The following is a 22098-nucleotide window of genomic DNA, read 5'->3' on the forward strand; positions in this document are numbered from 1 at the left end:
CCCCACCCCTGGCTGCGCAACGGCAGCCGGATCAGACTCCGTCCGCCGATCTGCCGGGAATTCATCGCGTTCGACCCGGACGACGACCGCTCGGACTGGATCGGCCGGGCCGCCGAATCCACCCGCACGCGGTTGCGCATGGTGCTCGACGTCGTCGCCGACCGCGGCTATTCGATCGAGCGCATGACCGACGACCACGTGGCGATGATCGAGGCCCTGAGCTCGCTCGACACCATGTCGGACACCCTGCGCGCCAGGGTCGGCGACCTGCTCACCGAACTGTCCGTCATCGACTACCTGCCCGAGGAGATCGACTCCTGCGCGGTCGAGGGCACCGGGGTGCCCGTGGTCACCATCGGCGCACCCGTCTTCGACGCCGCCCAGCGAGTGATCGCGGCGATCGTCGTGTGCCCGAACCGGACACTCGCCGTCGACGAGTTGCACCGGCTGGGCGAGGCCACGCGGGCAGCTGCCGACGGGATATCGCGCCATCTCAGGTGAGGAGACAATCGGCCGATCGAATGGACTCGCCGCGCCGAAATCGACACGAAACGGGCTTTCTGCGGGAAACTGACCGATGATCACGCCACGCGACCATCGCCACCAGCAAGGGAGTCGAGACATGCCCGGCACGAAGACGATCACCCGGTTGGCCGCCGCCGCCATCGCACTGGCCTCGGCCGCCGGCCTCGGCGTCGCCGCAACCGGCGACGCCGATGCGGTGACGCGCGAGTATCCGCTGTCGAACTGCGTGGGCCTGAGCCCCAACGTCGTCGACGTCCCGTTCCTGGCGCGACGCGCCATCGTCAGCACGTATGCCGGAAACGCCTACATCGCCAGCGACTTCACCAGCTACTTCCCCGGCGGGTATCAGTCCTCCGCCCGTCTCGACTGGCACAACCTCGCCACCGGCAAGCGTGGCTCCAAGGTGAGCAACGTCCGCGTGAACCCGCCTTACCAGGGCGTCCACTACTTCGTGATCCCGGTCAGTCAGATCGGCAAGGGCCGCGTCGCGGTGACCTTCGGCGCGGTCAACCGGAACGCACTCTGGAGCATCCCGTCCACGAGTTGCGGTGGGAGCATCGTCATCCCCTGAGCCCGGCTCCCGCCACCGATGACTTCCGGCGGCGGCACCCTGCTCCCCAATCTGAAAGAAAGCGACCCCATTGCTCCCTGAGGAGGCCCGGAGCTTGCGGAGGGCGCGTTCAACTGCTCCCTGAGGTGCGAGGAGCGCAAGCGACGAGCCACGAAGGGTTGGCGAGGCACGTCACCCTGCCCTTCGTGGCTCGCTTCGCTCGCTCCTCAGGGAGCAGAGAAATCATCGGATGGTCCTCGGTGCCACCACGTTTCGTGAGTTCGTCGAGTTGATCCCGGTCACCGCGGGCGCCCCCGCGGACACCGAGGACATCGACGACTGGCTCGCCCTGATGCGTGCGATGCCGGCGACGGTCATCTCCTCGACGGTGACCGACACCAGCGGGTGGCCCGACGCGACGGTCGTGTCCGGCGACGCGGGCGACACCGTACGACGCCTCAAGGACGAGTCGGACGTCCCGCTGCACTCGCACGGCAGCCTGTCCCTCAACGCCTCGCTCATGGCCGCCGGTCTCGTGGACTTCGTCCGGGTGACCATCTTTCCGGTGATCAGCGGCACCAGCGGCACCGAGCCCGTGTTCGGCGCGGCCACCGACTTCGACCTCGATCTCGTGGACAGCCGCCTCCTCGACGGCCGGATCCAGGAACTCACCTACCGCCCCACACCGCACTTCTGACCCGGGCGATCGCCCACACCGACTACCAACCAAGCACTTGCTAGGTTAGGCTCGGGGGCATGAGTGACGCCGTCATCCCACCCCCGCTCGGACCCGACGATCTGGGTCCCGACACCTCACCGGTCGCCTACGAGACCGGCGGCCCCGAGGGCGCGGTGGCCTATGTGACGCTGAACCGCCCGGAGTACCGCAACGCGCAGAACTCGGTGATGACCTATTCGCTCGACGCGGCGTTCCGCAGGGCCGTCGACGACGCCGCGGTGAAGGTGATCGTGCTGCGCGCCAACGGTAAGCACTTCTCCGCAGGCCACGACATCGGCACCCCCGAACGCGACTTCGACACGTACTACGCGAACGCGGCCGTCCTGCACTGGGATCACACCGACAAGACCGGGGCCGATCAGCGCCTGGCCCGCGAGATGGAGGTCTACATGGGGATGTGTCGCCGGTGGCGCGACATCCCCAAACCCCTCATCGCACAGGTCCACGGCGCCTGCATCGCGGGCGGTCTCATGCTCGCGTGGATCTGCGACTTCATCGTCGCCTCCGACGACGCCTTCTTCTCGGACCCGGTCGCGCGGATGGGCATCCCCGGCGTCGAGTACTTCGCCCATGCCTTCGTGCTCGGCCCGCGCCGGGCGAAAGAGATCCTGTTCACCGGCGAGCGGTTCACCGCCACGCAGGCAGCCGACTGGGGCATGGTCAACCATGTCGTACCGCGCGATGCGCTCGAGACCAAGGTGAACGAGATCGCCGAGAAGGCCGTCGCCATGCCGATGCAGGGTCTCTTCCTGAGCAAGAAGGCCGTCAACATCTGCGAAGACCAGATGGGGCTGCGCACGTCGATGGACTCGGTCTTCGGGTGGCACCACTTCGCGCACGCGGCCAACTCCGAGGCGGGCGGCGACTCGCTCGGCGGCATGGACGCGAAGTCGATGAAGGCGTCGGCATCGACCGGCACCGCGTCGGGATCGGGGAGCTGACGTGGACCTGCTGTTCGACGACGCCGCCGACGCCTTCCGCGCCGAGGTCCGCGCATGGCTGGCCGAGCATGTTCCGCACGAACCGCTCCCGTCGATGGACACGGCCGAGGGATTCGAGGCGCACCGCGAGTGGGAGCGGACGATGGCCGCCGACCGGATGTCGGTCGTCAGCTGGCCGGAGGAGTACGGCGGCCGCGATGCGCCGCTGCTGCACTGGGTCATCTTCGAGGAGGAGTACTACCGTTCGGGTGCGCCCGGACGCGTCAGCCAGAACGGCATCTTCCTTCTCGCACCCACCCTGTTCGAGCACGCGAGTCCCGCTCAGCTGGAACGCATCCTGCCGCGGATGGCCAACGCCGACGACATCTGGGGGCAGGCCTGGAGCGAACCCGAGGCCGGCAGCGACCTCGCGTCGCTGCGGTCGACCGCCGTTCGGACCGACGGCGGCTGGCTGCTCAACGGGCAGAAGACCTGGAGCTCGCGGTCGAGTTTCGCCGATCGGGCCTTCGGCCTGTTCCGCACCGACAAACAGGCGCAGCGCCACAAGGGGCTCACCTACTTCATGTTCGACCTGCGCAGCGAGGGCGTGACCGTCCGGCCGATCGCACAGCTCGACGGCGAGGCCGGATTCGCGGAACTGTTCCTGGAGAACGTCTTCGTCCCCGACGACCCGTCGAGCCCGGGTGAGTCGGGCGTCATCGGTGAGGTGGACAACGGGTGGCGGGTCGCGATGAGCACCGCCGCCAACGAGCGCGGACTGTCGTTGCGGGCGCCCGGCCGATTCCTGGCCACCACCGACCGCCTCGTCGAGCTCTGGCGGTCGAACCGGGATGACGTCCCGTCGACGGCGAACACCGATGCGCGCGTCGCGGATGCGTGGATCGGGTCGCGCGCCTACGAACTGTCGACCTACCAGACGGTGAGTCGCCTCGCGGCCGGCGGCGCGCTCGGCATGGAGTCCTCCATCAACAAGGTCTTCTGGTCCCAGTGGGACATCGCCGCCCACGAGACGGCGCTCGACCTCCAGGGCCCCGCGGCCGAACTCGACGACCAGTGGACCGACGGTTACCTGTTCTCGCTGTCCGGGCCGATCTATGCGGGCACCAACGAGATCCAGCGCAATGTCATCGCCGAGCGCCTGCTCGGCCTTCCCCGCGGAGATCGGTGATCATCATGGACTTTCGACTCTCCGACATCCACACCGATCTCGCCTCGACGGTGGATGCGATGCTGGGCAAGGCCGACATGCCGACCGCCACGCGCGCCTGGGCGGCCGGCGACCGCGCGGCCGTCGCCAAGGTCTACTCACAGCTCGCCGATGCGGGCATCAGCGGTCTGCTGATCGACGAATCACACGGCGGCAGCAGCGCCGGGGCGGTGGAGATGGTCGTCGCCGTCGAACAGCTCGGACGCCACTGCGCCCCGGGGCCGATCGTCGAGAGCGTGGCCGTGCTGCCGATCCTGCTGCACGACGCCGACGTGTCGGGCCCCCTCAGTGACCTCGCCGAGGGCCGGCTGGCGACGTGTGCGATCCGACCGCTCCAGCCGTTGGCCGCCGACACGGCCTCCGCCGATGTGTATCTCGTCGACGACGGCGTGCTCTCCCGTGCGACCGTGCAGAGCACCGAGGCGTCGGTGGACGGCACCCGCACCCTGTCCCGGGTCACCGCCGGGGAGGTGCTGGCGAGCGGGGTCGATGCCTCCGACGCGGCCGACGCGGGTGCTCTCGCCACGGCCGCGCAGCTGCTCGGTCTGGGTCAGGCCATGTTGTCCATCGCGTCGGAATATGCGCAGTCGCGCAAGCAGTTCGGCCGCCCGATCGGATCCTTCCAGGCGGTCAAGCATCACCTGGCCGACGTGGCGATCGCCATCGAGATGGCGCGTCCACTCGTCCACGCGGCCGCCCTGGGCATCGACGGCCAGGTGCCGGAGGGCACCGATGTCTCCCGTGACGTGTCCGCGGCCAAGGTCGCGGCCGCCGAGGCGGCCGACCTGTCGGCCCGCCGCTCGCTGCAGGTCATGGGTGCGATCGGCTACACCGCCGAACACGACATCTCGCTGTACATCACCAAGACCCGGGCGCTGCTCAACGCCTGGGGCTCCCCCGCCGTACACCGCCAACGCATCCTGGAGACGCTGTGACCGTCAGTACCAGCACCGAAAGCCCGGCGATCAGCGCCGAGGAACGGGAGGCACTCGTCGAGGCGGTGCGGGATCTGCTGCGCCGCCGCGGCGATTCGACGGCGGTCCGCGCCGCCATGTCGGCGCCCGGGCGGATCGACTCGAGCCTGTGGCGGACGCTGTGCACCGAGATCGGCGTGGCCGCGCTGGCGATCCCCGAGCAGTTCGGCGGCGCCGGGGCGTCGTGGGTGGAGTCGGCCGCGGTCCTCGAGGAACTGGGCGCCGCACTGAGTCCCGTCCCGGCGCTCGGCTCCGCGCTCGCCACCGGCGCGATCCTCCTCGCGGCCGACGACGACGCGTCGTCGCGACTGCTCCCCGCCCTGGCCGCCGGCGAACGGACGGCCGCGGTGTGCTGGGCCGGTGAACGCGGCTGGCAGACCCCCGGGGTGCGCGCCGAGGCCGGACTCCTATCCGGGACCTCACACTTCGTCGTCGACGGCGAGTCGGCCGACGTGCTCCTCGTACTGGCGGCCGGTCCCGGTACGCACGTGACCCTGCATGAGGTGGCCGCTGATGCGGACGGTGTCTCGGTGTCGCCGATGCCCGTACTGGACCCCACCCGAGCCCTGTCGTCGGTGCGTTTCGACGAGGCCGCGTCCACGGCGATCCCGGCCCCGGACGATCTCGCAACCCGCCTCCGGGCGCTCGCGTGGGCCCTGCTGTCCGCCGAGCAGGTCGGTGGCGCACAGCGGGCCCTCGACCTCACCGTCGACTACACCGGGTCCCGCAAGCAGTTCGGCCGCACCATCGGCTCGTTCCAGGCACTCAAGCACCGGATGGCCGACATGTACGTGTCGGTCGAGACGGCGCGGTCGATCGCCCGGGCCGCGGTCGCCGCGATCGCCGCCGACGACCCCGATGCCGACGCCCTGGCAACGGCCGCCCATGTGTACTGCTCCGATGCCTACCGTCGGGTCGCGGGTGAGGCGATCCAGTTGCACGGCGGGATCGGCATCACCTGGGAACACGACATCCAGCTGTATTTCAAACGCGCGCAGGCGACCTCGCAGATGTTCGGCGCACCGCACAGCGCCGTGGCCGAACTCGCGCGCTCGCTGCGCTGACGCCGGTCAGTCCCGCCGGCCGCGTCGGCGCGCGATCATCCGCTCGATCGGGTCGGTGAGCACCAACAGCACCAGCGGGAGATTTCCGCTGCGCGGGAACACGATCGCGACGACCAGGGCGATGGCGAGGATCACGAGTGTGCCGACTCCACTCGACGACGACGCCCACCGGTCGGTCGCGTCGTCGTCGGCCAGCAGCTCCCGGTGCCGGCGGCCCCATTCCGCGATCGCGATGAGCGAACCCACGGAGACGGCCAGCACACCGATGTAGAGGATGTTGGCCTGCCCGACGTGCGCGCCGTCGACGAGAGCCGTCGCGAATGGCAGCGCCACGATCGTCAGCAACCAGACGAAGTGGAGATTGATCAGCGTGCGATCGTAGGCGCGGAAGTACTCCATCGTCTGGTGGTGCTGACGCCAGAGGATCCAGATGACCGCGAAACTGACGAAGAAACTGACAAGCTCGACCGACCTGTCGGACACCACGTCCGTGACCGACGAGTCCTCACGCAGATCGTTGGCGATGTCGACGAGCGGGAGCACCAGCAGGGTCAACGCGATCGCGACCACCGCGTCGGCGAAGGCGATGAGCCGGCTCAGTCCCTCCGTCGACTGTCGGTTCTCCGGTTCTGTCATGCGATGCACTGTAGAGCGACCGGCCGGCGATCGGTGTGTCAGACGGCGAAGGCCGCCTCGACCGTGGCCTCGTCGAGTCCGTAATCGGAGAGCTGATAACGGTGCTGGGGCTTGCGTGCGCCCGACTGGCTCTCCTCGTCGAGGGCCGTGACCGCGGCCCGCGCCGCCTCCGACATCGGGGTGTCCAGCGCGGCGTAGACGCGCTCGACGGTGTCCATCGGGTCCGACCGCAGGTCGGTGAACTCGATGTCGAGGAACTGCGCCGGGTCATAGCGCTTGCGCGCCGCCGAGAACTCCCGCAGACCGCGCGACCACAACTCGAGCTGGTCCTGGCCGACCTGTGCGCCGGTGAACGTCGTCGACCACCCCGGGGTGGCGTGCTCGGCCAGGCTGCACATCGACGCGATGAGCGTGGTGGGCGGCCGGTGGGTCTGGATCACCAGGGCATCCGGGTACGCCGCCATGAGCGCATCGAGGGCGAACAGGTGGCTGGGGTTCTTCAGAACCCAGCGTTTCCCGGGATCGTTGAGGCCGATCAGCTGGAGATTCTTGCGATGCCGGAGATAGGCCGGCGTCCAGTCCTGGCGGCTGAGCCACTGCGAATAGGTCGGGACGTGCGCCAGCGATTCGTACGAGATCGACATGACGCTCTGCCGGAGCAGCTGCCAGCACTCCTCGACCTCACCCGCGTCCATGTAGTGCAGCCCCATGAACTCGGGGTTCTCGACGTGGTGCTGCTCGAAACCGGCTTGGATCTGCTGGTAGACCGGGTTGTCGGGCCAGGTGTCGCGGGGCGGCCGCGGTTGCGGGAACTCCGCGAGCCACATCTCGACGCCCTGATGCGCGGGATCGGCGGCGAGCAACCGGTGCAGCGCCGTCGTTCCCGTACGGGGCAGACCGGTCACGAAGATCGGCCGCGTCACCTCGACATCGGCGTACCCGGGGTTCGCCTTCCACGATGCCTCGCTGAGCAGCCGGGCGACCAACGCCCCCTTGAGGAAGAAGCGGAACATCTTGCTGCCCATCTCGGTCAGTCCCGCCTCGGACCGGTACGACTCGAGCAGGATGCCCAGAGGCTCCAGGTAGTCGGTGCCCCCGAAGTCGTCGAGGCCGGTCGCGCGAGTCGCCGAGGAATGCAGGTCCTCGATGGTGCCGACGTCGGTACGTGCCGCACTAGTCATGGTATTCACCGCAATTCACGTCCAGGGTGTGTCCGGTGATGGCACGCGCCATCGGGGAGGCGAGGAACACGACGGCGTCGGCGATCTCGTCCGGCTCCGGCAATCGCTTGAGGTCGGACTTCGAGGCCGTCTGTTGGTAGACGTCGTCGGGTGAGATCCCGTACTTCTTGGCGACCTCGCCGAAGTACCACTTCAGCTGGTCATCCCAGATGTAACCCGGTGCGACCGAGTTGATGCGAATCCCCTTGTCGCCGAGCTCGGAAGCCAGCGACTGCGACATCGCCAGCAGCGCCGACTTCGCGATCTTGTAACTGCCGTATCGGGGTTCGGAGTGCCGGATGACCATCGAGTTGATGTTCACGATCGAACCGTCGGCCTCGGCCAGCGCCGCGGTGAACGCGCGGATGACCCGCAACGTCCCCAGCACGGTGACGTCGATACTGCTCGCTATCTGGTCGAAGTCGGTGCGCGACAACGGCTTCATCGACGGGAGTGCGAAGGCGTTGTTGACCAGCACATCGGCTCGGCCGAACTCGGCGACGGCGGTGGCGACCAGGTTGTCGACGGCGGCGTCATCGGTGATGTCGGCCGGGACGACGAGACTGGTCCCGCCGGCGGCGTCGATCTCGGCGGCGACCTCCTTCAGCCGTGATTCCGTGCGGGCGGCGAGGACGACCCGCGCGCCCTCCGCGGCCGCACGAAGGCAGATCGACCGCCCCAGTCCCGGACCGACTCCCGACACCACGACGACCTTGTCGGCCAGTAGGCCCCCCGGCACGCTCATCCCAGCATCCTCTCGGCGAAGGCACGCTGACGTGCCGCAATCCGTTCCGCCCAGCCGTCGGCGTCGATCCTGTTGTGTTCGAGGTGCGGCAGGTGGGCGGCGACGTCGTCGAATGCGACGACCTGCGCGGTCGGGCCCAGCTCCGGGCCGATCGGGGAATCGCTACGCTGCCAGCGGAATTGCAGGATGCCCTGCGACCGGCCCGTCGTCTCGATCCAGTTCGCGACGCCCGGATCGCGATGCGACACCACCATCCGGATCATGCCGTCCGGATCGACCTGCGCCTGAGCGGAGTTCAGGCTGGTCTGGTGGTTGACGTAGTCGAGCGAGATGTACCACATGCTGCCGAGCTGGAAGCCCTGGTATGGGGCGTCCGACCGCGGGATGGTGATGACCATCGCCTCGTCCGGACCGAGCCGGAAATGACCGACCGAGGAGAACTGTGTGCTGAGCCCCCCGGGGGTCTGCCGCGGTTCGGTGAACGTGTTGACCGGCTCGTCGAGGTAGAACCATTTCGGGAAGTTGAACCAGGTGTTGATGCGGGCCGTCAGCATCTTGCCCGCGGTCGCGTACCGCCGCGACACCCGGGCCAGGTCCGGTTCGGCCGGCGCGGTCCCCACGGTGTCGACCCGCTCGATGGTGATCGACCCCTTGCGCGCCGACCAGTCGGAGTAGACCTCGCGCACCGCGAGCATCGACGCGCCCTCGCCGAGCGGAAAGTAGTCGTCCGGGGCGTCCGGGATGGGTGGGCCGAAGGTCAGCTCGTAGGAACCGTCGGAGGCGATCGTCAGTCGGCGATCGTCGAAGGCGTCCTCGCCGCCGGGCACGGACGAGGCCGTGTAGTCCCCGCGCAGCACCTGGAAGCTCAGATCCGCTGTGGTCCCGCGCCGTCCGCGCACCCGATACGTGCCGCTGGGCTCGACATCGGCGTGGTAGTAGAGCGTGTCCGGGTTGTCCAGGCCCATCTTCGTGGCCGGCCCCGTGGACGTGACGAAGTTCGGGTGCGAGAGGGACCGGGCGCGCACCAGCTGGACGATCGCGGCGATGCTGCCCGCGAGGTAGTCGTAGCCCTCGGCGAGGTCCTGGTCGGTCTCGGCGAACTCGGCCGACGCCACCAGCCTCTCGGCCTCCGCGATCGCGTCCAGGAGCGGCTGCGTGACCAGTGGCGGTGCGGTGCCCCCTGTGTCGGTGCCCCCTGTGTCGGTGCCCGCTGTGTCGGTGCCCGCTGTGTCGGTCTTCGTCGTGTGGGTGCTCGTCGCGTCGTCGACGGTCATAGCCAGGTGTCCCCGCCCGTCCATGTCAGGAAATTTTCCAACTCTGCCTGCGCGGGCGTGACCCGCGGGTGTTCGGTCGACAGGTAGCCGCCACGGTAGAACAGCAACGGCTTGTCCTGCAGCACTTCTCCGAGAGTCAGCGCACGTCCGATGACGATGTGGTGGTCGCCGCCGTCGGTGACACTGTCCACGTCACACTCCACCCAGGTGAGTCCGTGGCGGATGACCGGAAGGCCGGCCGGCGACGGGTCCCAGGTGATGTTCGCGAACTTGTCGTCGCCGGGGGCGCCGAACGCCGCGCTGACGTCCTGCTGGCGATTCGAGAGCACGTTCACGCAGAACTTGCCCGTCTTCTCGATCACCTTCCAGCTCCGGGAGGTCTTCATCGGGCAGAACAGGACCAGCGGCGGATCGAGTGACAGTGCGGCGAACGACTGGCAGGCGAAGCCGACCGGTTTGCCCTCGTCGTCGAGCGTCGTGATGACCGTGACCCCGGTGCAGAACTGGCCCATCGCGGTCCGGAACTGGCGGGAATCGAAGTCGGCGGACCCGTAGGGCGACCGCGCGTGGGGCTGCTGGGTCGTGGCGCCGGAGGGCATCTCAGAAAGGGGCATCTCAGCCCTTGAACCCGACGCTGAAGTCATGCCCCCACAGACTCACGGCCGTGCTCTCCCGGGCAATCCACTCGTCGTCCTTCACAGTTCTTCCCTCGCAACCGAACTCGATGTCGAAGCCGCCGGGCGTCTTCATGTAGAAGGAGAGCATGAGGTCGTTGACGTGGCGGCCGAGCGTGGCCGACATCGGCACCTTCTTGCGCAACGCCCGGTCCAGGCACAGACCCACGTCGTCGGCGTTCTCCACCTCGACCATCAGGTGCACGATGCCGGTGCTGTTCGGGATCGGCAGGAAGGCCAGCGAGTGGTGCCGCGGGTTACACCCGAGGAACCGCAACCACGGCACCTCGTCGCCCTCTTCGCGGCCGACCACCTGCGGAGGCAGCCGCATCGAGTCGCGGAGCTTGAATCCCAGTACGTCCCGGTAGAACTCGAGCGCGGCCTTGTCGTCGGAGCAGGTCAGCACGACGTGCCCCAGGCCCTGCTCCTCGGTGACGAAGCGGTGGCCATACGGGCTGACCACGCGCCGGTGCTCCAGCGCGGCGCCGTGGAAGACCTCGAGGGTGTTGTCCGCCGGGTCGTCGAAGACGATCATCTCCGCGACGCGACGGTCGGCGATCTCCTCGTCCTTGCCCTCCCGGAACACCACACCCGCGCGTCCCAGGCGATCCCGGACATCCTGCAGCTCGGCGGCATTCGCGACCTCCCAGCCCGCGCTCGCGAGCCGGTCGTGCTCGGACGGCACGATGACCAGCCGGGCCGGGAAGTCGTCCATGCGGAGATACAGGGCGCCCTCGGTGAGACCGGAACCCTCGATCATGCCGAGGACCTTGAGGCCGTAGGTACGCCACGCCTCGACGTCGGTGGCCTCGATCCTCATGTATCCCAACGAGCGGATCGGACTGTCGCTCATCTGCTGACTCCTCTTGTGTGCTCTTGTCGACGGCGCTGGCCAGACCCTTCGTGACGCCCTCCGCAAGCTCCGGGCTCCTCAGGGGGCAGGGGATGCGCCCTCCCGCCCGTTGAGGAGCGAGCTTGCGAGCCTCTGTCTTTGCTCCCTGAGGAGCGAGCTTGCGAGCCTCTGTCTTTGCTCCCTGAGGAGCGAGCTTGCGAGCGTCACGAAGGGTCACACCATCGTGTCGCCGATGGGAATCCCGAACTCGCCGTTGCCGAATGCGACGTAGGCGCGCTCCGGGTCGTTCGCGGCGTGCACACGGCCGGCGTGGGCATCGCGCCAGAAGCGCTGGATCGGTGTCCCGTTCTCCAGGGCGTGGGCACCCGAGTTCTCGAAGAGCCGATCGATGGCGGCGATCGCACGTCCGGTCGCACGCACCTGGTCACGTCGTGCGGACAGGCGCAGCTCCATGGGGATCTCCTCGCCGGCGAGGATGAGGTCGTACTCGGCCTGCAGATTGCCCGACAGCTGACGCCAGGCGGCGTCGATGTCGCTGGCGGCCTCGGCGATCCGGACCTTCGCGAACGGATCCTCCTTGGCCTTCTCGCCCGCGTACGCCGCCCGCACCCGCTTGCCCTGGTGCTCGACGTGGGCGCGGTAGGCGCCGTACGCCATGCCGACGATCGGCGTCGCGATGGTGCTGGGATGAATGGTGCCCCAGGGCATCTTGTAGACCGGCGCGGTGTTCCGCTCCAGGCCCGGACTCTGACCCATCGACATCGTGCGCATGCTGAGCATGCGGTGGCGGGGCACGAACACATCCTTGACCTCGATCGTGTTCGACCCGGTGCCCCGCAGTCCGACGACGTTCCACACGTCCTTGATCGTGTAGTCCTCGCGCGGGATCAGGAAGCTGACGAAGTCGACGGGCTTGCCGTTCTTGATGACCGGACCCCCGACAAAGACCCAGTCAGCAGTCTCGCACCCCGACGACCACGCCCACGAACCATTGACCTTGTAGCCGCCGTCGACGACCTCACCCATGCCCATCGGCGCGTACGACGACGAGATGCGGACGTTGGTGTCCGAACCCCACACGTCTTCCTGGGCCTGCTGGTCGAACAGCGCGAGGTGCCAGTTGTGCACGCCGATGATGCCGGAGACCCACCCGGTGGAACCGCACGCCGACGCGATACGACGCACCGCCTCGTAGAAGGTGACCGGGTCGACCTCGTAGCCACCCCATTGCTCGGGCTGCAACAGCCTGAAGAAGCCGGCGGTCTCGAGGCTCGACACGGTCTCGTCGGGGATGCGGCGCAGATCCTCGGTCGACTGCGCACGCTGCTCGAGTTCCGGGAGCAGGACGTTGATCTTCTCCAGGACCTGCTCGGCGGCTTCGCTCCGTTGTGCTGGCATCTCGCCTGCTCCTACTCGTCTCTCCCTCGACCGGACACGCCGGCCGCTGTAACCATCGAGTTCGAGATTAGAACACGTTCTCATTTCTGTCGAGCACCGGGACTTTATGCCCATGTACAGGCCCGATCGCCCTCCGAGGAGGCGATCGGGCTGACAAATCTGAAACGTGTTCTAGTATTGAGTACAGTTCTTCGACGCGACACGAGCCACAGACAGGAGAGGGCACATGTCTTCAGGACCCGAGACGATGACCCCGAGCAGCCCCGGCACGCCGAGCGCAGCCGCCGCCTCCGACGGAGCGGACGTGGGCATCCGGGAGATCGACACGGGTGCGCCACCCACCCGCTTCGCGCGGGGCTGGCACTGCCTCGGGCTGCTCGACGAGTTCTCCGACGGCAAACCCCACTCCGTCACGATCTTCGGCACCAAGCTGGTGGCCTGGGTCGACACCAAGGGCGAGGTGAACGTGCTCGACGCCTTCTGCCGGCACATGGGCGGCGACCTCTCCCAGGGCAAGCTGTCCGGTGACAACGTGGCGTGCCCGTTCCACGGCTGGCTGTGGAAGGGCAACGGACGCTGCGCCGGTGTGCCCTACGCCAAGCGCAATCCCAAGCTCGCCAAGACCCGCTCGTGGCCGTCGATGGTCCGCAACGGCCAGGTCTTCGTCTACAACGATCCCGAGGGCAACCCGCCCCCGGAGGAGTGCATCATCCCCGAGCTCGAGGAGTTCGGGTCCGAAGAGTGGACTCCCTGGACCTGGAATCGCATCGTGATCGAGGGTTCCAACTGTCGCGAGATCATCGACAACGTCGTCGACATGGCGCACTTCTACTATGTGCACTTCGCACTCCCGGACTACTTCAAGAACGTCTTCGAGGGCGAGATCGCCGCGCAGTACATGAATTCGCACGGTCGGCCCGATGTCACCCTCGGCACCAACTACGGCGACAGCCGTCTCGAATCGATCGCGGCGTATTACGGGCCGTCGTACATGCTGAACCCGATGATCCAGTACTACGGCGGGTACGCCGTGGAGACCATCCTCACCAACTGCCACTACCCCATCGACGAGAACTCCTTCGTCCTGATGTACGGCGTCATGGCCAAGGTCCCCGAGGGCCTGACCGCCGAGCAGGCGTCGAAGATGGCGACGAAGATCAGTGCCGGCGTCGAGGTGGGCTTCCTGCAGGATGTCGAGATCTGGAAGAACAAGACCCGCATCGACAATCCCCTGCTCGTCGAGGAGGACGGTCCGGTCTACCAGCTCCGCCGCTGGTACGACCAGTTCTACGTCGACAAGGCCGAGGTCACCGACGAGATGACCGGCCGGTTCGAGTACGAGATCGACACCTCCAAGGCACTCGAGAGCTGGAACGAGGAGATCCAGGAGAACCTGCGTCGCCAAGAGGCCGAGAAGGCGACCGAGTCCGCCGGCGCCGACTCCACCGAGAAGGCCGAGGTCTGACGGTGACCCGGGCAGCAGGGGTTCGCGTGGCTACCGACCGTTGGGCCAAGGCGCCCGACTTCCACGACGATCCGGACCGGCTCGCCCGGGTTCACGAGGCCACTCGCCGCGACCGCGAGCACTATCTGCAGGGCGGGATGCGCGAGATCGAGTGCCGGGCGTGCCACGCCTGCGTGCTCGTGAAGAAGACGAGTTCGTTCCACACCAGCGTGCAGTGGAATGCCGACGCCCGGGACCGCTGCCTCGGCCTCGAACAGATGCGTGCCGGTGGCGACGACGGGAACGGCCCGCTGCTCCCCGGTGCGATGATGCCCACCTGCGCCCGGCTGTCGGCGAGTATCGACCACGGGGTCACCGAGGGCATCATCCCCGCCGAGTCGCCCGCGTCGGATCCGGACGGTTACTGGTGACCGGGGCGTCGGCAATTAACCACACCCGCAGCACCATTAGTTAACACAAGCCTCAAGCATCACAGCGGTCACACCTTCGTCACACCTGGGGAACGACGGACGACACGCCGGGCCACCTCGGCCAAGCTGATCGTCATGTCCGTATCGATGACGCGTGCCACGCGCGTGACCTGCACCATCGCACTCACCGCCGCGCTGTCGGTCGGTGTTCCCCTTGCCGGCTCCCCACTCCTCGACACCGGTCGTGCCGCGGCTGCGGGGTCGTCGGACTCCTCCGGGTCGGTTCCCATCTACCTGCCGGTGCCGACCACCGTCGGCCTCAACGCACTCGGGGCGGCGATCACCCAGATCGGCAAGCCGTACAAGTGGGCCGGCGTCGGCCCGCATTCGTGGGACTGTTCCGGGCTGGTGCGGTGGGCGTTCTACACCACCGGCGTCCACCTCCCCCGGACCAGCCAGCAGCAGGCGAAGGTCGGACACGCGATCCCGTTCCGGGCACTCGCACCGGGCGACATCATCATCTTCGGCCGCGACGCCGGGCACGTCGGCATCTACGCCGGCGCGGGCCGCGTGTTCAACGCCTACGGCCCCAACGGCGTCCCGATCGGCTTCACGAAACTCAAGAACATGGGCTACATCAAGACGATTCGTCGGCTTGGCTGAGCCCGGTTCGGTTGAGCCCGGTTCGTTCGGTGGGCTCGCCCGCGACGGAACGCGGCCACACGGTGCTCAGCACCCAGAAGCCGACGGCGGCCAGTAGCAAGATCCCGACCACGACGGTCCCGATCAATCCGTAGCCCGCCTGCATCTCGGGAAGGTCGGCGTCGAGCGCCTCGGATACGCGGTCGGAGAACAGATGCGCGGCCGGGTCGCTCAGCGTCCGGATGCCGACGACGAGCACGACGATCGATGCGAGTCCGATCAGCCCGACGGCGGAGGGCCGCAGGCGTGGGCGCCACCAGCCGAGGGCGGCGACGAGCGCGATCACCGCGCCGAGCACCACCACGCTCAGGCCGGGTCTACCGGTGTTGTCCTCGAAGAAGAACGCGACGTCGTCGTCACTGGCGCCCAGGATCGTGACGCGTCCCAACCCGGTGATCGACGGTTCGACACCCTCGTCGGTGCTGCCCCACTGCACCTGCGCGAACAACACCAGCAGCAGCCCACCCGCCATCATCACGGGCCACGCCAGGCCGCGGAGTCGTTCGACGGTCACCGGATGCGTCGTCATCTGACCAGGGTGCCATGGCTCGATACCGGTGGATATGAGTCGACTCGCCGACAACACGGTCCGTGACCGATGAGTTTGCGCGACCCTGTCAGTCAGAAGTGTGTCGACGGGCAGTCGTCCACCAGTTCACGCGGAGCAAGAAAGAGGACCCAGCAATGGCAGAGTATGCAGCCCCCTCCGGGGCACCGATCTGGTTCGACCTGATGAGCAGTGACACCGCGAAGGCCGAGGAGTTCTACGGCGCGATCTTCGGCTGGGAGGCCGAGGCGCCCGACGAGGAGATGGGCGGTTATCGCAACTTCCTCAAGAACGGCCGACGCGTCGCCGGTCTGAGCCCGGTGATGGAGGGCGCCGGACCTCCCGACATCTGGTCGGTGTACCTCCACACCGAGGACGCCGACGCCACGGTGAAGGCCGTCGAGGCAGCCGGCGGCTCGATCATGGTGCCTCCGATGGCCATCGGCGACGAGGGCACGATGCTGGTGGCGGGTGATCCCGCGGGCGCGGCGATCGGGTTCTGGCAGCCGAAGAATCATCAGGGTTACACCGAGTTCGGCGAGCACGGCACGCCCTACTGGTTCGAATGTCAGAGCATGGACTACGCCAAGTCCCTCGACTTCTATCGGGCCGTGCTCGGCGCGCGCATCGAGGAGGTCGGCACCGGCGGCGACCCGGACGCCGTGGGACCCGACAACTACGGCCAGATCTTCTACGGCGAGACGTCGTACGCGGGGATCATGGACTCGGTCAAACTCTTCCCCGCCGGGGTGCCGTCGTTCTGGCAGATCTACATCACCGTCGACGACGTCGCCGCCACGGTGAAGCAGGCCGAATCACTCGGTGCCGAGATCCTCATGGCCGGCGAGGACACCCCGTACGGCACGCTCGCCGCGATCAAGGACCCGATGGGCGCCCTGATCTGTCTGGGGCATCCGCCCGCCGGCATGTGAGGTGCGGCCGCGGTAGGGCTCACGCGTACCGCGCGTGAGCCCTACCTGCGACCTCAGTTGCGCACGGTGGTGTGGTCGCAGACGATCTGTACGGCACCGAGGGGCGCCGTCCTCATCGATGCCTGGGGAACCGCGATGATCGTGTTGCCTCTCGCCGGAACGTCGATGCTGGGCGCGTTCGTCACGTGGGCCTTCCGAGTCGAGACCACCGGCCTGAGCCACGACGAGCGGACCGAATGCACGACGCCCCGTCACCGATCGGAACCGTGCAAGCTCCGCAGCCCGACCCAGCCGGGATTCGTAGCGAAACGACCTGCTATGGGCCGTCTTCCGCTACGGCATCCCGGCGGGGGCCGGTCGTTGCACACTGTGGAGTTGTCAAAGGTCGTGTGGCATCGAAGTCGACGCCGGAGGGTTCGAGGGCCGAGGTGGTTACACGAGGGCGTCGTCGAGTCGCATGGTGCGCCGGTTGTAGGCCGGTCGGGGTAAGCGGCGTGGGTCGATGTCGGCCGGCGGGATCAACCACGGATGCCGGTCGGGTCCCATCACCACGCGCCAGCCGTGGTGATGCACCTGGGTGTGACAGCGCTGGCACAGCAGGCACCCGTTGTCCAGATCAGTCGCACCACCATCAGCCCAATGGACGAGGTGATGGACTTGGGTATGCGCCGCGGGGGCACCGCATTTCACACAGCACTGATCGCGCACGACGATCGCCTGCCGCAGATGATGCGGGAACAACCGTTTCGTGGTGCCCATCCGCAACGGCACGCCCTCGTCGTCGAGGACGATCTCGGCCACGCCGCCGTCACACGACAGGCGTCGGGCTGTCGACGCTGTGACCGCCCCGACCCACGGCAGGCGCGCCGGATCAGTGCCGTCGGCCGGGATGGTCACCAACACCTGCGTACGCGGCGCCCCCGCCTGTGTCATGGCCGCGCCGATCGCCGCCTGATCCAACAACAACTCCAGCGCATCCGCACGACGCTCCCCGACACCGCGCCGATCGTCGGCGCCGTCGGGTTCGGGTCGCGGACCGGATCGTTCGTCGATCATCGACAGGAACTTCTCCCCGATCACCGCCGTCACATCTGCGGTGATCGCGACCCTGCCCTCCTCGCTCACCCGGGTGTGCAGGGTGTTCAACGACGCATCATCTGCGGCCGCCACCGTGTCGGGATCGGCGTCGGCGACGCGCATCGCTATCCCACGGGCGTGGTCGTCGATTTCGGCGGGTGTGGCACCGGAGAACGCCTGGGTGAGCAGTTCGCTCTCGAATACCGACCGGTCGTCGTCGGAAAGTGTTGTCGCAGATCGCGACCCCGCGCGCGCCGCCGCGCCCGATGCATCTAAAAGCACTATGTGGATGGCGATTTGGTGGTCGAGGACGTTGCGCAACACCCGTAGTTCGTCGAGTCGGTCGATCACCGCGCGACCACTTCCGTCGTCGGGCGGTGGCGACAAGACGATGAGAGTGTCACGGAGCTCGGTGATCGAGGGCATGACACCAAGATACTCGCCAACACGTTCGATGACGAAGATTCTCCACAACCCGATCGTCTTCGAGTTCAACTGTGCTGCACACAATGTCACTTACGCATCAGCGGTGAACCATGGTGGACTGTGGTGAACAGAAACCCCACCAGTCACATCACGTGTCTGACCGGACCGACGGGCAGTGGGTCACGGCGCGCGCAGCAGCTCGCGGGACACGACCCCGCGAAGAGTCCGAACCGCCACCACGCTCCATGCCACGACGAGGACCGTGAATCCGACGACGGCCACGACCTCGAAGACCGTCCCGCCCACCGTCAGGGCCAGCGCACTCGAACCCGTGACGTAGGTGCCGAGCGGGAAGGTGAACGACCACCAGGTCATCGCGAACGGCATCCCCGACCTCAGCGTCCGCGCGGTGAGCCGAGCAGCCACGACGATCCAGAGAGTGGCCGCCACCCAGACGGTGAGGCCGTAGCCGACGGCGAACGAATGCAGCGTCCCCGCCATGGGCGCGGCGACCACCTGCGGTGACACGTGGGCGAGCAGGCACGCGGCGGTGACCGACTGGCCGAGCGGCCCGAGGACGATCCACCAGGTGGGGATCATGTGGGCGGCACCGACGTCGCCGGTGCGCAGTCGCGCCGCCAGCACGCCCATGATCGGGAGCGAGGCGAGCGCGGCCAGCACGAACATCACGCCACCGATGGCCATCACGCCGTGCGACGCCCAGCCGGCGGGCAGCTGCGCGGTGAGGACCGCGGCCGCCGACGCCGAGACCATCGGGGGGACGACCGGCATCAGCCAGCCGCCGAAGGCGGCGCCGACCGCCGGACGACCGATGATCAGGTGCCGGTACGGGATGGCCACCGCGGTGAAGACCCCGCCGATGGTGCCGATGACCCAGCACACGACATCGATCCCCAGTGCCAGATCCCGCCCGATCACCGTCGCGCCGACCACCATCGTGCTGGTCCCGACCGTCATGATCGCCATCGGCACGGCCCCGTAGAAGTGGGCGACCACCCGATGAGCATGGTGACCGCGGGCGATCTCCGGGTCACGGACCCAATGGCGGACGGTGGCGACCAGCACGGCGGCGAACACGGTGCACGCCAACAGCCAGAAGACCGTCGCCACCTCTGCCAGACCCGCGGGCTGCCAGGGCAGGCTGTGCGCGGCGATCGCGATGATCCCCGTGCCCATCACCGCCGCGAACCAGTTGGGCGGTACGTACGAGGCTCGGCGCTGGACCGTCGCGCGACCTGTGGCGGTCGCGAGGTCCGTCGTCGCGAGTCCGGTGGTCGCGGTCATCGTGGTCATGTCCATCAGAGTCCCGCGGATGCCACGATGCCGGTAGGACCCGAAACGTTGGCAGGGTACAACCGTTGTTTGTAGCCGGGGCATCAGCGGTGCTTGTACCCTCGAGCGATGGTGCTGAGTCCGCGGATGCCCGACCTCGCCTCGCTGGAGACCCTGCAGGCGGTGGTCGGAACGGGCAGTCTCAACGCCGCCGCGACCCGACTCGGCGTCACCCAGCAGGCGGTGTCGGCGCGTATCCGTGCGATGGAGACCCAGCTCGGCGTGGCCCTGTTGACACGCACGCCGCGCGGCTCGGTGCCGACCCAATCCGGACGACTCGTCGCCGAATGGGCCGACCGGTTGCTGACCCTGGCCGGCGAGTTCGACGCCGGGCTGGCCGCGTTACGCCTCGAACGACGCGATCAGCTACGTCTCGCGGCCAGTCTGACCGTCGCCGAACACCTCTTGCCCCGATGGCTTGTCTCCTTCGCCGCCCAGCACGAACCCGCACCCAAGGTCTCCTTCACGGCGACCAACTCCGATCACGTGTACGACCTGGTCCGTGCCGGTGGTGTCGAACTCGGTTTCGTGGAGGGATCGCGCGTTCCGACCGGCCTGCGCAGCCGGACCGTCGCGCGCGACGAGCTGATCCTCGTCGTGCCGCCGGGTCATCCGTGGACGAGGCTCCGGCGCCCCGTCACGGCCGTCGAGCTCGCACGCACCTCGCTGGTGACACGTGAGGAGGGTTCCGGGACGCGGGAATTCCTCGAGCGAGCGCTGACGAGGACCCTCGGACCGGGACGAGAGTCGGCACCACCCGTGTTGGAACTGTCCACGACGGCGTCGGTGCGGGCGGCGGTCATCGCGGGGGCCGGGCCCGCCGTGCTCAGCGATCTCTCGGTCGCTGACGATCTCGGACATCGGTCGACCCACGTCGGCATCGCCGACCTCGACCTCGCCCGGCCCCTGCGCGCGGTCTGGCTGTCCGGCGCCCAACCGGGTGCCGGTGCCGCGCGCGACTTCCTCGCGCACATCAGCCGTAGCTGAGCACCAGCCGGGTGGCCGACAATCAGATGTCGAGGCCGCGCACCGCGGCGTTGAGCAGGGCGTGGGCCACGGAATTCCCGTCGAGCGCACGGCTTGTCCGCCGGCTCGCTTTCCATCCCGCGCCGGTCCGGACAAACCGCCAATGATGTGCGGTCGCACGATGAACTCGAAAACCACTGTCCTGCGACAGGATCAGAAGTGAGTAGCCGGCTGCCGTCGCCTCGTCGGCGTTCACGGTCACATGTACCGGCCCCTGGAAATGGGCGCAGCCTCTCGCGATGAAGTCCTGATGAGCCCGCGACCTCACCATCGCGACGATGTCGTCACGTCCCTGCATGAACAACCCGTCGACGTCGTAGACCCCGTCGGACGTCCACAGCGCGGCAACGGCATCCGCGTCACCGCTGTCGACGAGAGGGCCATACGATGCCACGAGGCGGGTGATCTCGCGCTCGTCGCGCAGAATGCGCAACTCGGCCTCCACGGCTGAGATCCGGTCGTCGGATGACGTCATGGGTGTCCACCTCCGCTGCTCTTCGTTGCCGGCGCCGCAAGATCGAAGAGTTCCGCCAGTGCCGTCAACTGGTCGATGTAGTGATCGACCGACGACGCCACAACGGTCACTCCGACCACCGTGGCCCCGGCAGCCGATGCCGCTGCCACGTCGGCGCGCGCTCCGTCTGGGTCGTCGGCCGGGTCCAGGCCGCCGGCCGGCAGGATCACCTCGAAGTCGGCCGGCAGGTCCACGTCGGACAGCATCTCTCGCAACCGCTCACGGTCCAGACCGAAGGGCACCCAACCGTCACCGAGCTGCGTGGCACGGCGGAGCGACCTGACAGTGCGGCCCCCGACCCACACCGGGACCGAAGGCTGGACCGCATGCGGTTCGACCAGCATGCCGCCGAAGCGATGATGAGTCCCGTCGTACGACGGCTCGCGCTGTGACATCGCAGCCCGTATGGCACGGAGCGCATCATCGGCGAGTTCGCCCCGGCCGGCGAACCGGGCACCGAGAAGATCGAACTCCTCACGGAGCGAACCGACTCCGACGCCGAGCGTGACCCGGCCACCGCTGATCGCATCGAGGGTTCCGTACCGCTTCGCGATCTCGAGCGGATGATGGTAGCCCAAGACCAGCACTTGCGTCAGCAGCCTGATGCGCCGCGTCCGCGCCGCGAGGAAACCGAATGTGGACAACGGGTCCCAGTATGTTCCGCCACGCGTGGCGGCGACGCCGGTCGGCACGGCCACGTGCTCACTGCAGGTCAAGTACTCGAAGCCGAGTTCGTCGGCCGCCACCGCGATCTCGGCCAACTCGGCGATGCCTGCGGACGCCTCCCACTCACCGGCGACGCCGGGTAGCCGGGTGACGATCGGACTGGTGACCCCGATGCGCACC

General features: G+C 67.9%; 23 protein-coding genes and 1 pseudogene. 12 read left to right on the forward strand and 12 right to left on the reverse strand.

The window, feature by feature from the left end; translation table 11 throughout:
- From CA982_RS01780 to CA982_RS01810, 7 genes and pseudogenes are all read left to right on the forward strand, one after another.
- A pseudogene (locus CA982_RS01780) lies at window positions 1–501 on the forward strand (IclR family transcriptional regulator C-terminal domain-containing protein); the annotation flags it as partial.
- Between the two features lie 121 nt (window positions 502–622).
- On the forward strand, window positions 623–1096 hold the full coding sequence (locus tag CA982_RS01785) for a hypothetical protein (protein WP_086533644.1): 474 nt from the start codon (window positions 623–625) through the stop codon (window positions 1094–1096).
- Window positions 1097–1325: 229 nt separating this feature from the next.
- A complete protein-coding gene (locus CA982_RS01790; protein ID WP_086533645.1) occupies window positions 1326–1772 on the forward strand; it encodes a dihydrofolate reductase family protein in 447 nt (148 codons plus the stop codon).
- Window positions 1773–1831: 59 nt separating this feature from the next.
- The gene (locus CA982_RS01795; RefSeq protein ID WP_086533646.1) at window positions 1832–2755 is read left to right on the forward strand and encodes an enoyl-CoA hydratase; all 924 of its coding nucleotides are present in this window, start codon (window positions 1832–1834) and stop codon (window positions 2753–2755) included.
- 1 nt (window position 2756) lies between these two features.
- The gene (locus tag CA982_RS01800) at window positions 2757–3923 is read left to right on the forward strand and encodes an acyl-CoA dehydrogenase family protein (RefSeq protein ID WP_086533647.1); all 1167 of its coding nucleotides are present in this window, start codon (window positions 2757–2759) and stop codon (window positions 3921–3923) included.
- A 5-nt stretch (window positions 3924–3928) separates the two neighbouring features.
- Window positions 3929–4897, forward strand: coding sequence for an acyl-CoA dehydrogenase family protein (locus tag CA982_RS01805; protein WP_086533883.1), 969 nt, complete (start codon window positions 3929–3931; stop codon window positions 4895–4897).
- Entirely contained in the window at window positions 4894–6000 is a 1107-nt protein-coding gene (locus CA982_RS01810) for an acyl-CoA dehydrogenase family protein (RefSeq protein WP_086533648.1), read from the forward strand. Before CA982_RS01805 ends, CA982_RS01810 begins: the two co-directional genes overlap by 4 nt.
- 6 nt (window positions 6001–6006) lie before the next feature.
- Here the strand turns inward: CA982_RS01810 and CA982_RS01815 are convergent, their stop codons facing one another.
- From CA982_RS01815 to hsaA, 7 genes are all read right to left on the reverse strand, one after another.
- Window positions 6007–6636 carry a TMEM175 family protein gene (locus CA982_RS01815; protein WP_086533649.1) on the reverse strand — a complete coding sequence of 210 codons (630 nt, stop codon included), beginning with the start codon at window positions 6634–6636 and terminating at the stop codon, window positions 6007–6009.
- A gap of 38 nt (window positions 6637–6674) precedes the next feature.
- The gene (locus CA982_RS01820; RefSeq protein ID WP_086533650.1) at window positions 6675–7817 is read right to left on the reverse strand and encodes a sulfotransferase family protein; all 1143 of its coding nucleotides are present in this window, start codon (window positions 7815–7817) and stop codon (window positions 6675–6677) included.
- Window positions 7810–8601 carry an SDR family oxidoreductase gene (locus CA982_RS01825; protein WP_086533651.1) on the reverse strand — a complete coding sequence of 264 codons (792 nt, stop codon included), beginning with the start codon at window positions 8599–8601 and terminating at the stop codon, window positions 7810–7812. The genes CA982_RS01820 and CA982_RS01825 overlap by 8 nt, the downstream gene beginning before the upstream one ends.
- Window positions 8598–9875: a hypothetical protein gene (locus tag CA982_RS01830; RefSeq protein WP_244176092.1), complete on the reverse strand. Its 1278-nt coding sequence runs from the start codon at window positions 9873–9875 to the stop codon at window positions 8598–8600. Before CA982_RS01830 ends, CA982_RS01825 begins: the two co-directional genes overlap by 4 nt.
- Window positions 9872–10474: a 3-hydroxy-9,10-secoandrosta-1,3,5(10)-triene-9,17-dione monooxygenase reductase subunit gene (hsaB, locus tag CA982_RS01835; RefSeq protein ID WP_086533652.1), complete on the reverse strand. Its 603-nt coding sequence runs from the start codon at window positions 10472–10474 to the stop codon at window positions 9872–9874. The genes CA982_RS01830 and hsaB overlap by 4 nt, the downstream gene beginning before the upstream one ends.
- Window positions 10475–10490: 16 nt before the next feature.
- Window positions 10491–11402 (reverse strand): iron-dependent extradiol dioxygenase HsaC, encoded by a 912-nt coding sequence (gene hsaC / locus CA982_RS01840; protein WP_086533653.1) that lies wholly within the window; start codon window positions 11400–11402, stop codon window positions 10491–10493.
- Between the two features lie 213 nt (window positions 11403–11615).
- Window positions 11616–12800 (reverse strand): 3-hydroxy-9,10-secoandrosta-1,3,5(10)-triene-9,17-dione monooxygenase oxygenase subunit, encoded by a 1185-nt coding sequence (hsaA, locus tag CA982_RS01845; RefSeq protein WP_064569517.1) that lies wholly within the window; start codon window positions 12798–12800, stop codon window positions 11616–11618.
- A 226-nt stretch (window positions 12801–13026) separates the two neighbouring features.
- Here hsaA and CA982_RS01850 point away from each other — a divergent pair, with 226 nt between their 5' ends.
- From CA982_RS01850 to CA982_RS01860, 3 genes are all read left to right on the forward strand, one after another.
- Window positions 13027–14265 carry a 3-ketosteroid-9-alpha-monooxygenase, oxygenase component gene (locus tag CA982_RS01850; protein WP_086533654.1) on the forward strand — a complete coding sequence of 413 codons (1239 nt, stop codon included), beginning with the start codon at window positions 13027–13029 and terminating at the stop codon, window positions 14263–14265.
- Window positions 14266–14291: 26 nt separating this feature from the next.
- Complete coding sequence (locus tag CA982_RS01855; protein WP_086533655.1) at window positions 14292–14675, forward strand: hypothetical protein; 384 nt, start codon at window positions 14292–14294, stop codon at window positions 14673–14675.
- Window positions 14676–14810: 135 nt separating this feature from the next.
- Window positions 14811–15338: a C40 family peptidase gene (locus tag CA982_RS01860; RefSeq protein WP_167383319.1), complete on the forward strand. Its 528-nt coding sequence runs from the start codon at window positions 14811–14813 to the stop codon at window positions 15336–15338.
- On the opposite strand, the gene CA982_RS01865 is transcribed toward CA982_RS01860, so the two are convergent.
- On the reverse strand, window positions 15313–15906 hold the full coding sequence (locus CA982_RS01865; RefSeq protein WP_086533657.1) for a hypothetical protein: 594 nt from the start codon (window positions 15904–15906) through the stop codon (window positions 15313–15315). The two genes, CA982_RS01860 and CA982_RS01865, sit on opposite strands and share 26 nt — an antisense overlap.
- A gap of 155 nt (window positions 15907–16061) precedes the next feature.
- On the opposite strand from CA982_RS01865, the gene CA982_RS01870 reads away from it, so the two are divergent.
- Window positions 16062–16856, forward strand: a complete 795-nt coding sequence (locus tag CA982_RS01870; protein WP_086533658.1) for a VOC family protein — start codon at window positions 16062–16064, stop codon at window positions 16854–16856.
- 432 nt (window positions 16857–17288) lie between these two features.
- Here CA982_RS01870 and CA982_RS01880 read toward each other — a convergent pair whose 3' ends face one another.
- Complete coding sequence (locus CA982_RS01880; protein WP_086533885.1) at window positions 17289–18359, reverse strand: HNH endonuclease; 1071 nt, start codon at window positions 18357–18359, stop codon at window positions 17289–17291.
- 180 nt (window positions 18360–18539) lie between these two features.
- Entirely contained in the window at window positions 18540–19679 is a 1140-nt protein-coding gene (locus tag CA982_RS01885; RefSeq protein WP_086533659.1) for a TDT family transporter, read from the reverse strand.
- Between the two features lie 102 nt (window positions 19680–19781).
- Here CA982_RS01885 and CA982_RS01890 point away from each other — a divergent pair, with 102 nt between their 5' ends.
- Window positions 19782–20699 (forward strand): LysR family transcriptional regulator, encoded by a 918-nt coding sequence (locus tag CA982_RS01890; RefSeq protein ID WP_086533660.1) that lies wholly within the window; start codon window positions 19782–19784, stop codon window positions 20697–20699.
- 22 nt (window positions 20700–20721) lie between these two features.
- Here the strand turns inward: CA982_RS01890 and CA982_RS01895 are convergent, their stop codons facing one another.
- Together CA982_RS01895 and CA982_RS01900 are read right to left on the reverse strand one after the other, a co-directional pair.
- On the reverse strand, window positions 20722–21213 hold the full coding sequence (locus tag CA982_RS01895) for a nuclear transport factor 2 family protein (protein WP_086533661.1): 492 nt from the start codon (window positions 21211–21213) through the stop codon (window positions 20722–20724).
- The gene (locus CA982_RS01900) at window positions 21210–22097 is read right to left on the reverse strand and encodes an LLM class F420-dependent oxidoreductase (RefSeq protein ID WP_208617869.1); all 888 of its coding nucleotides are present in this window, start codon (window positions 22095–22097) and stop codon (window positions 21210–21212) included. Before CA982_RS01900 ends, CA982_RS01895 begins: the two co-directional genes overlap by 4 nt.
- Window position 22098: the final 1 nt, after the last annotated feature.

Origin of the sequence: Gordonia lacunae (assembly GCF_002149015.1) — a bacterium.
Taxonomy (GTDB): Bacteria; Actinomycetota; Actinomycetes; order Mycobacteriales; family Mycobacteriaceae; genus Gordonia; species Gordonia lacunae.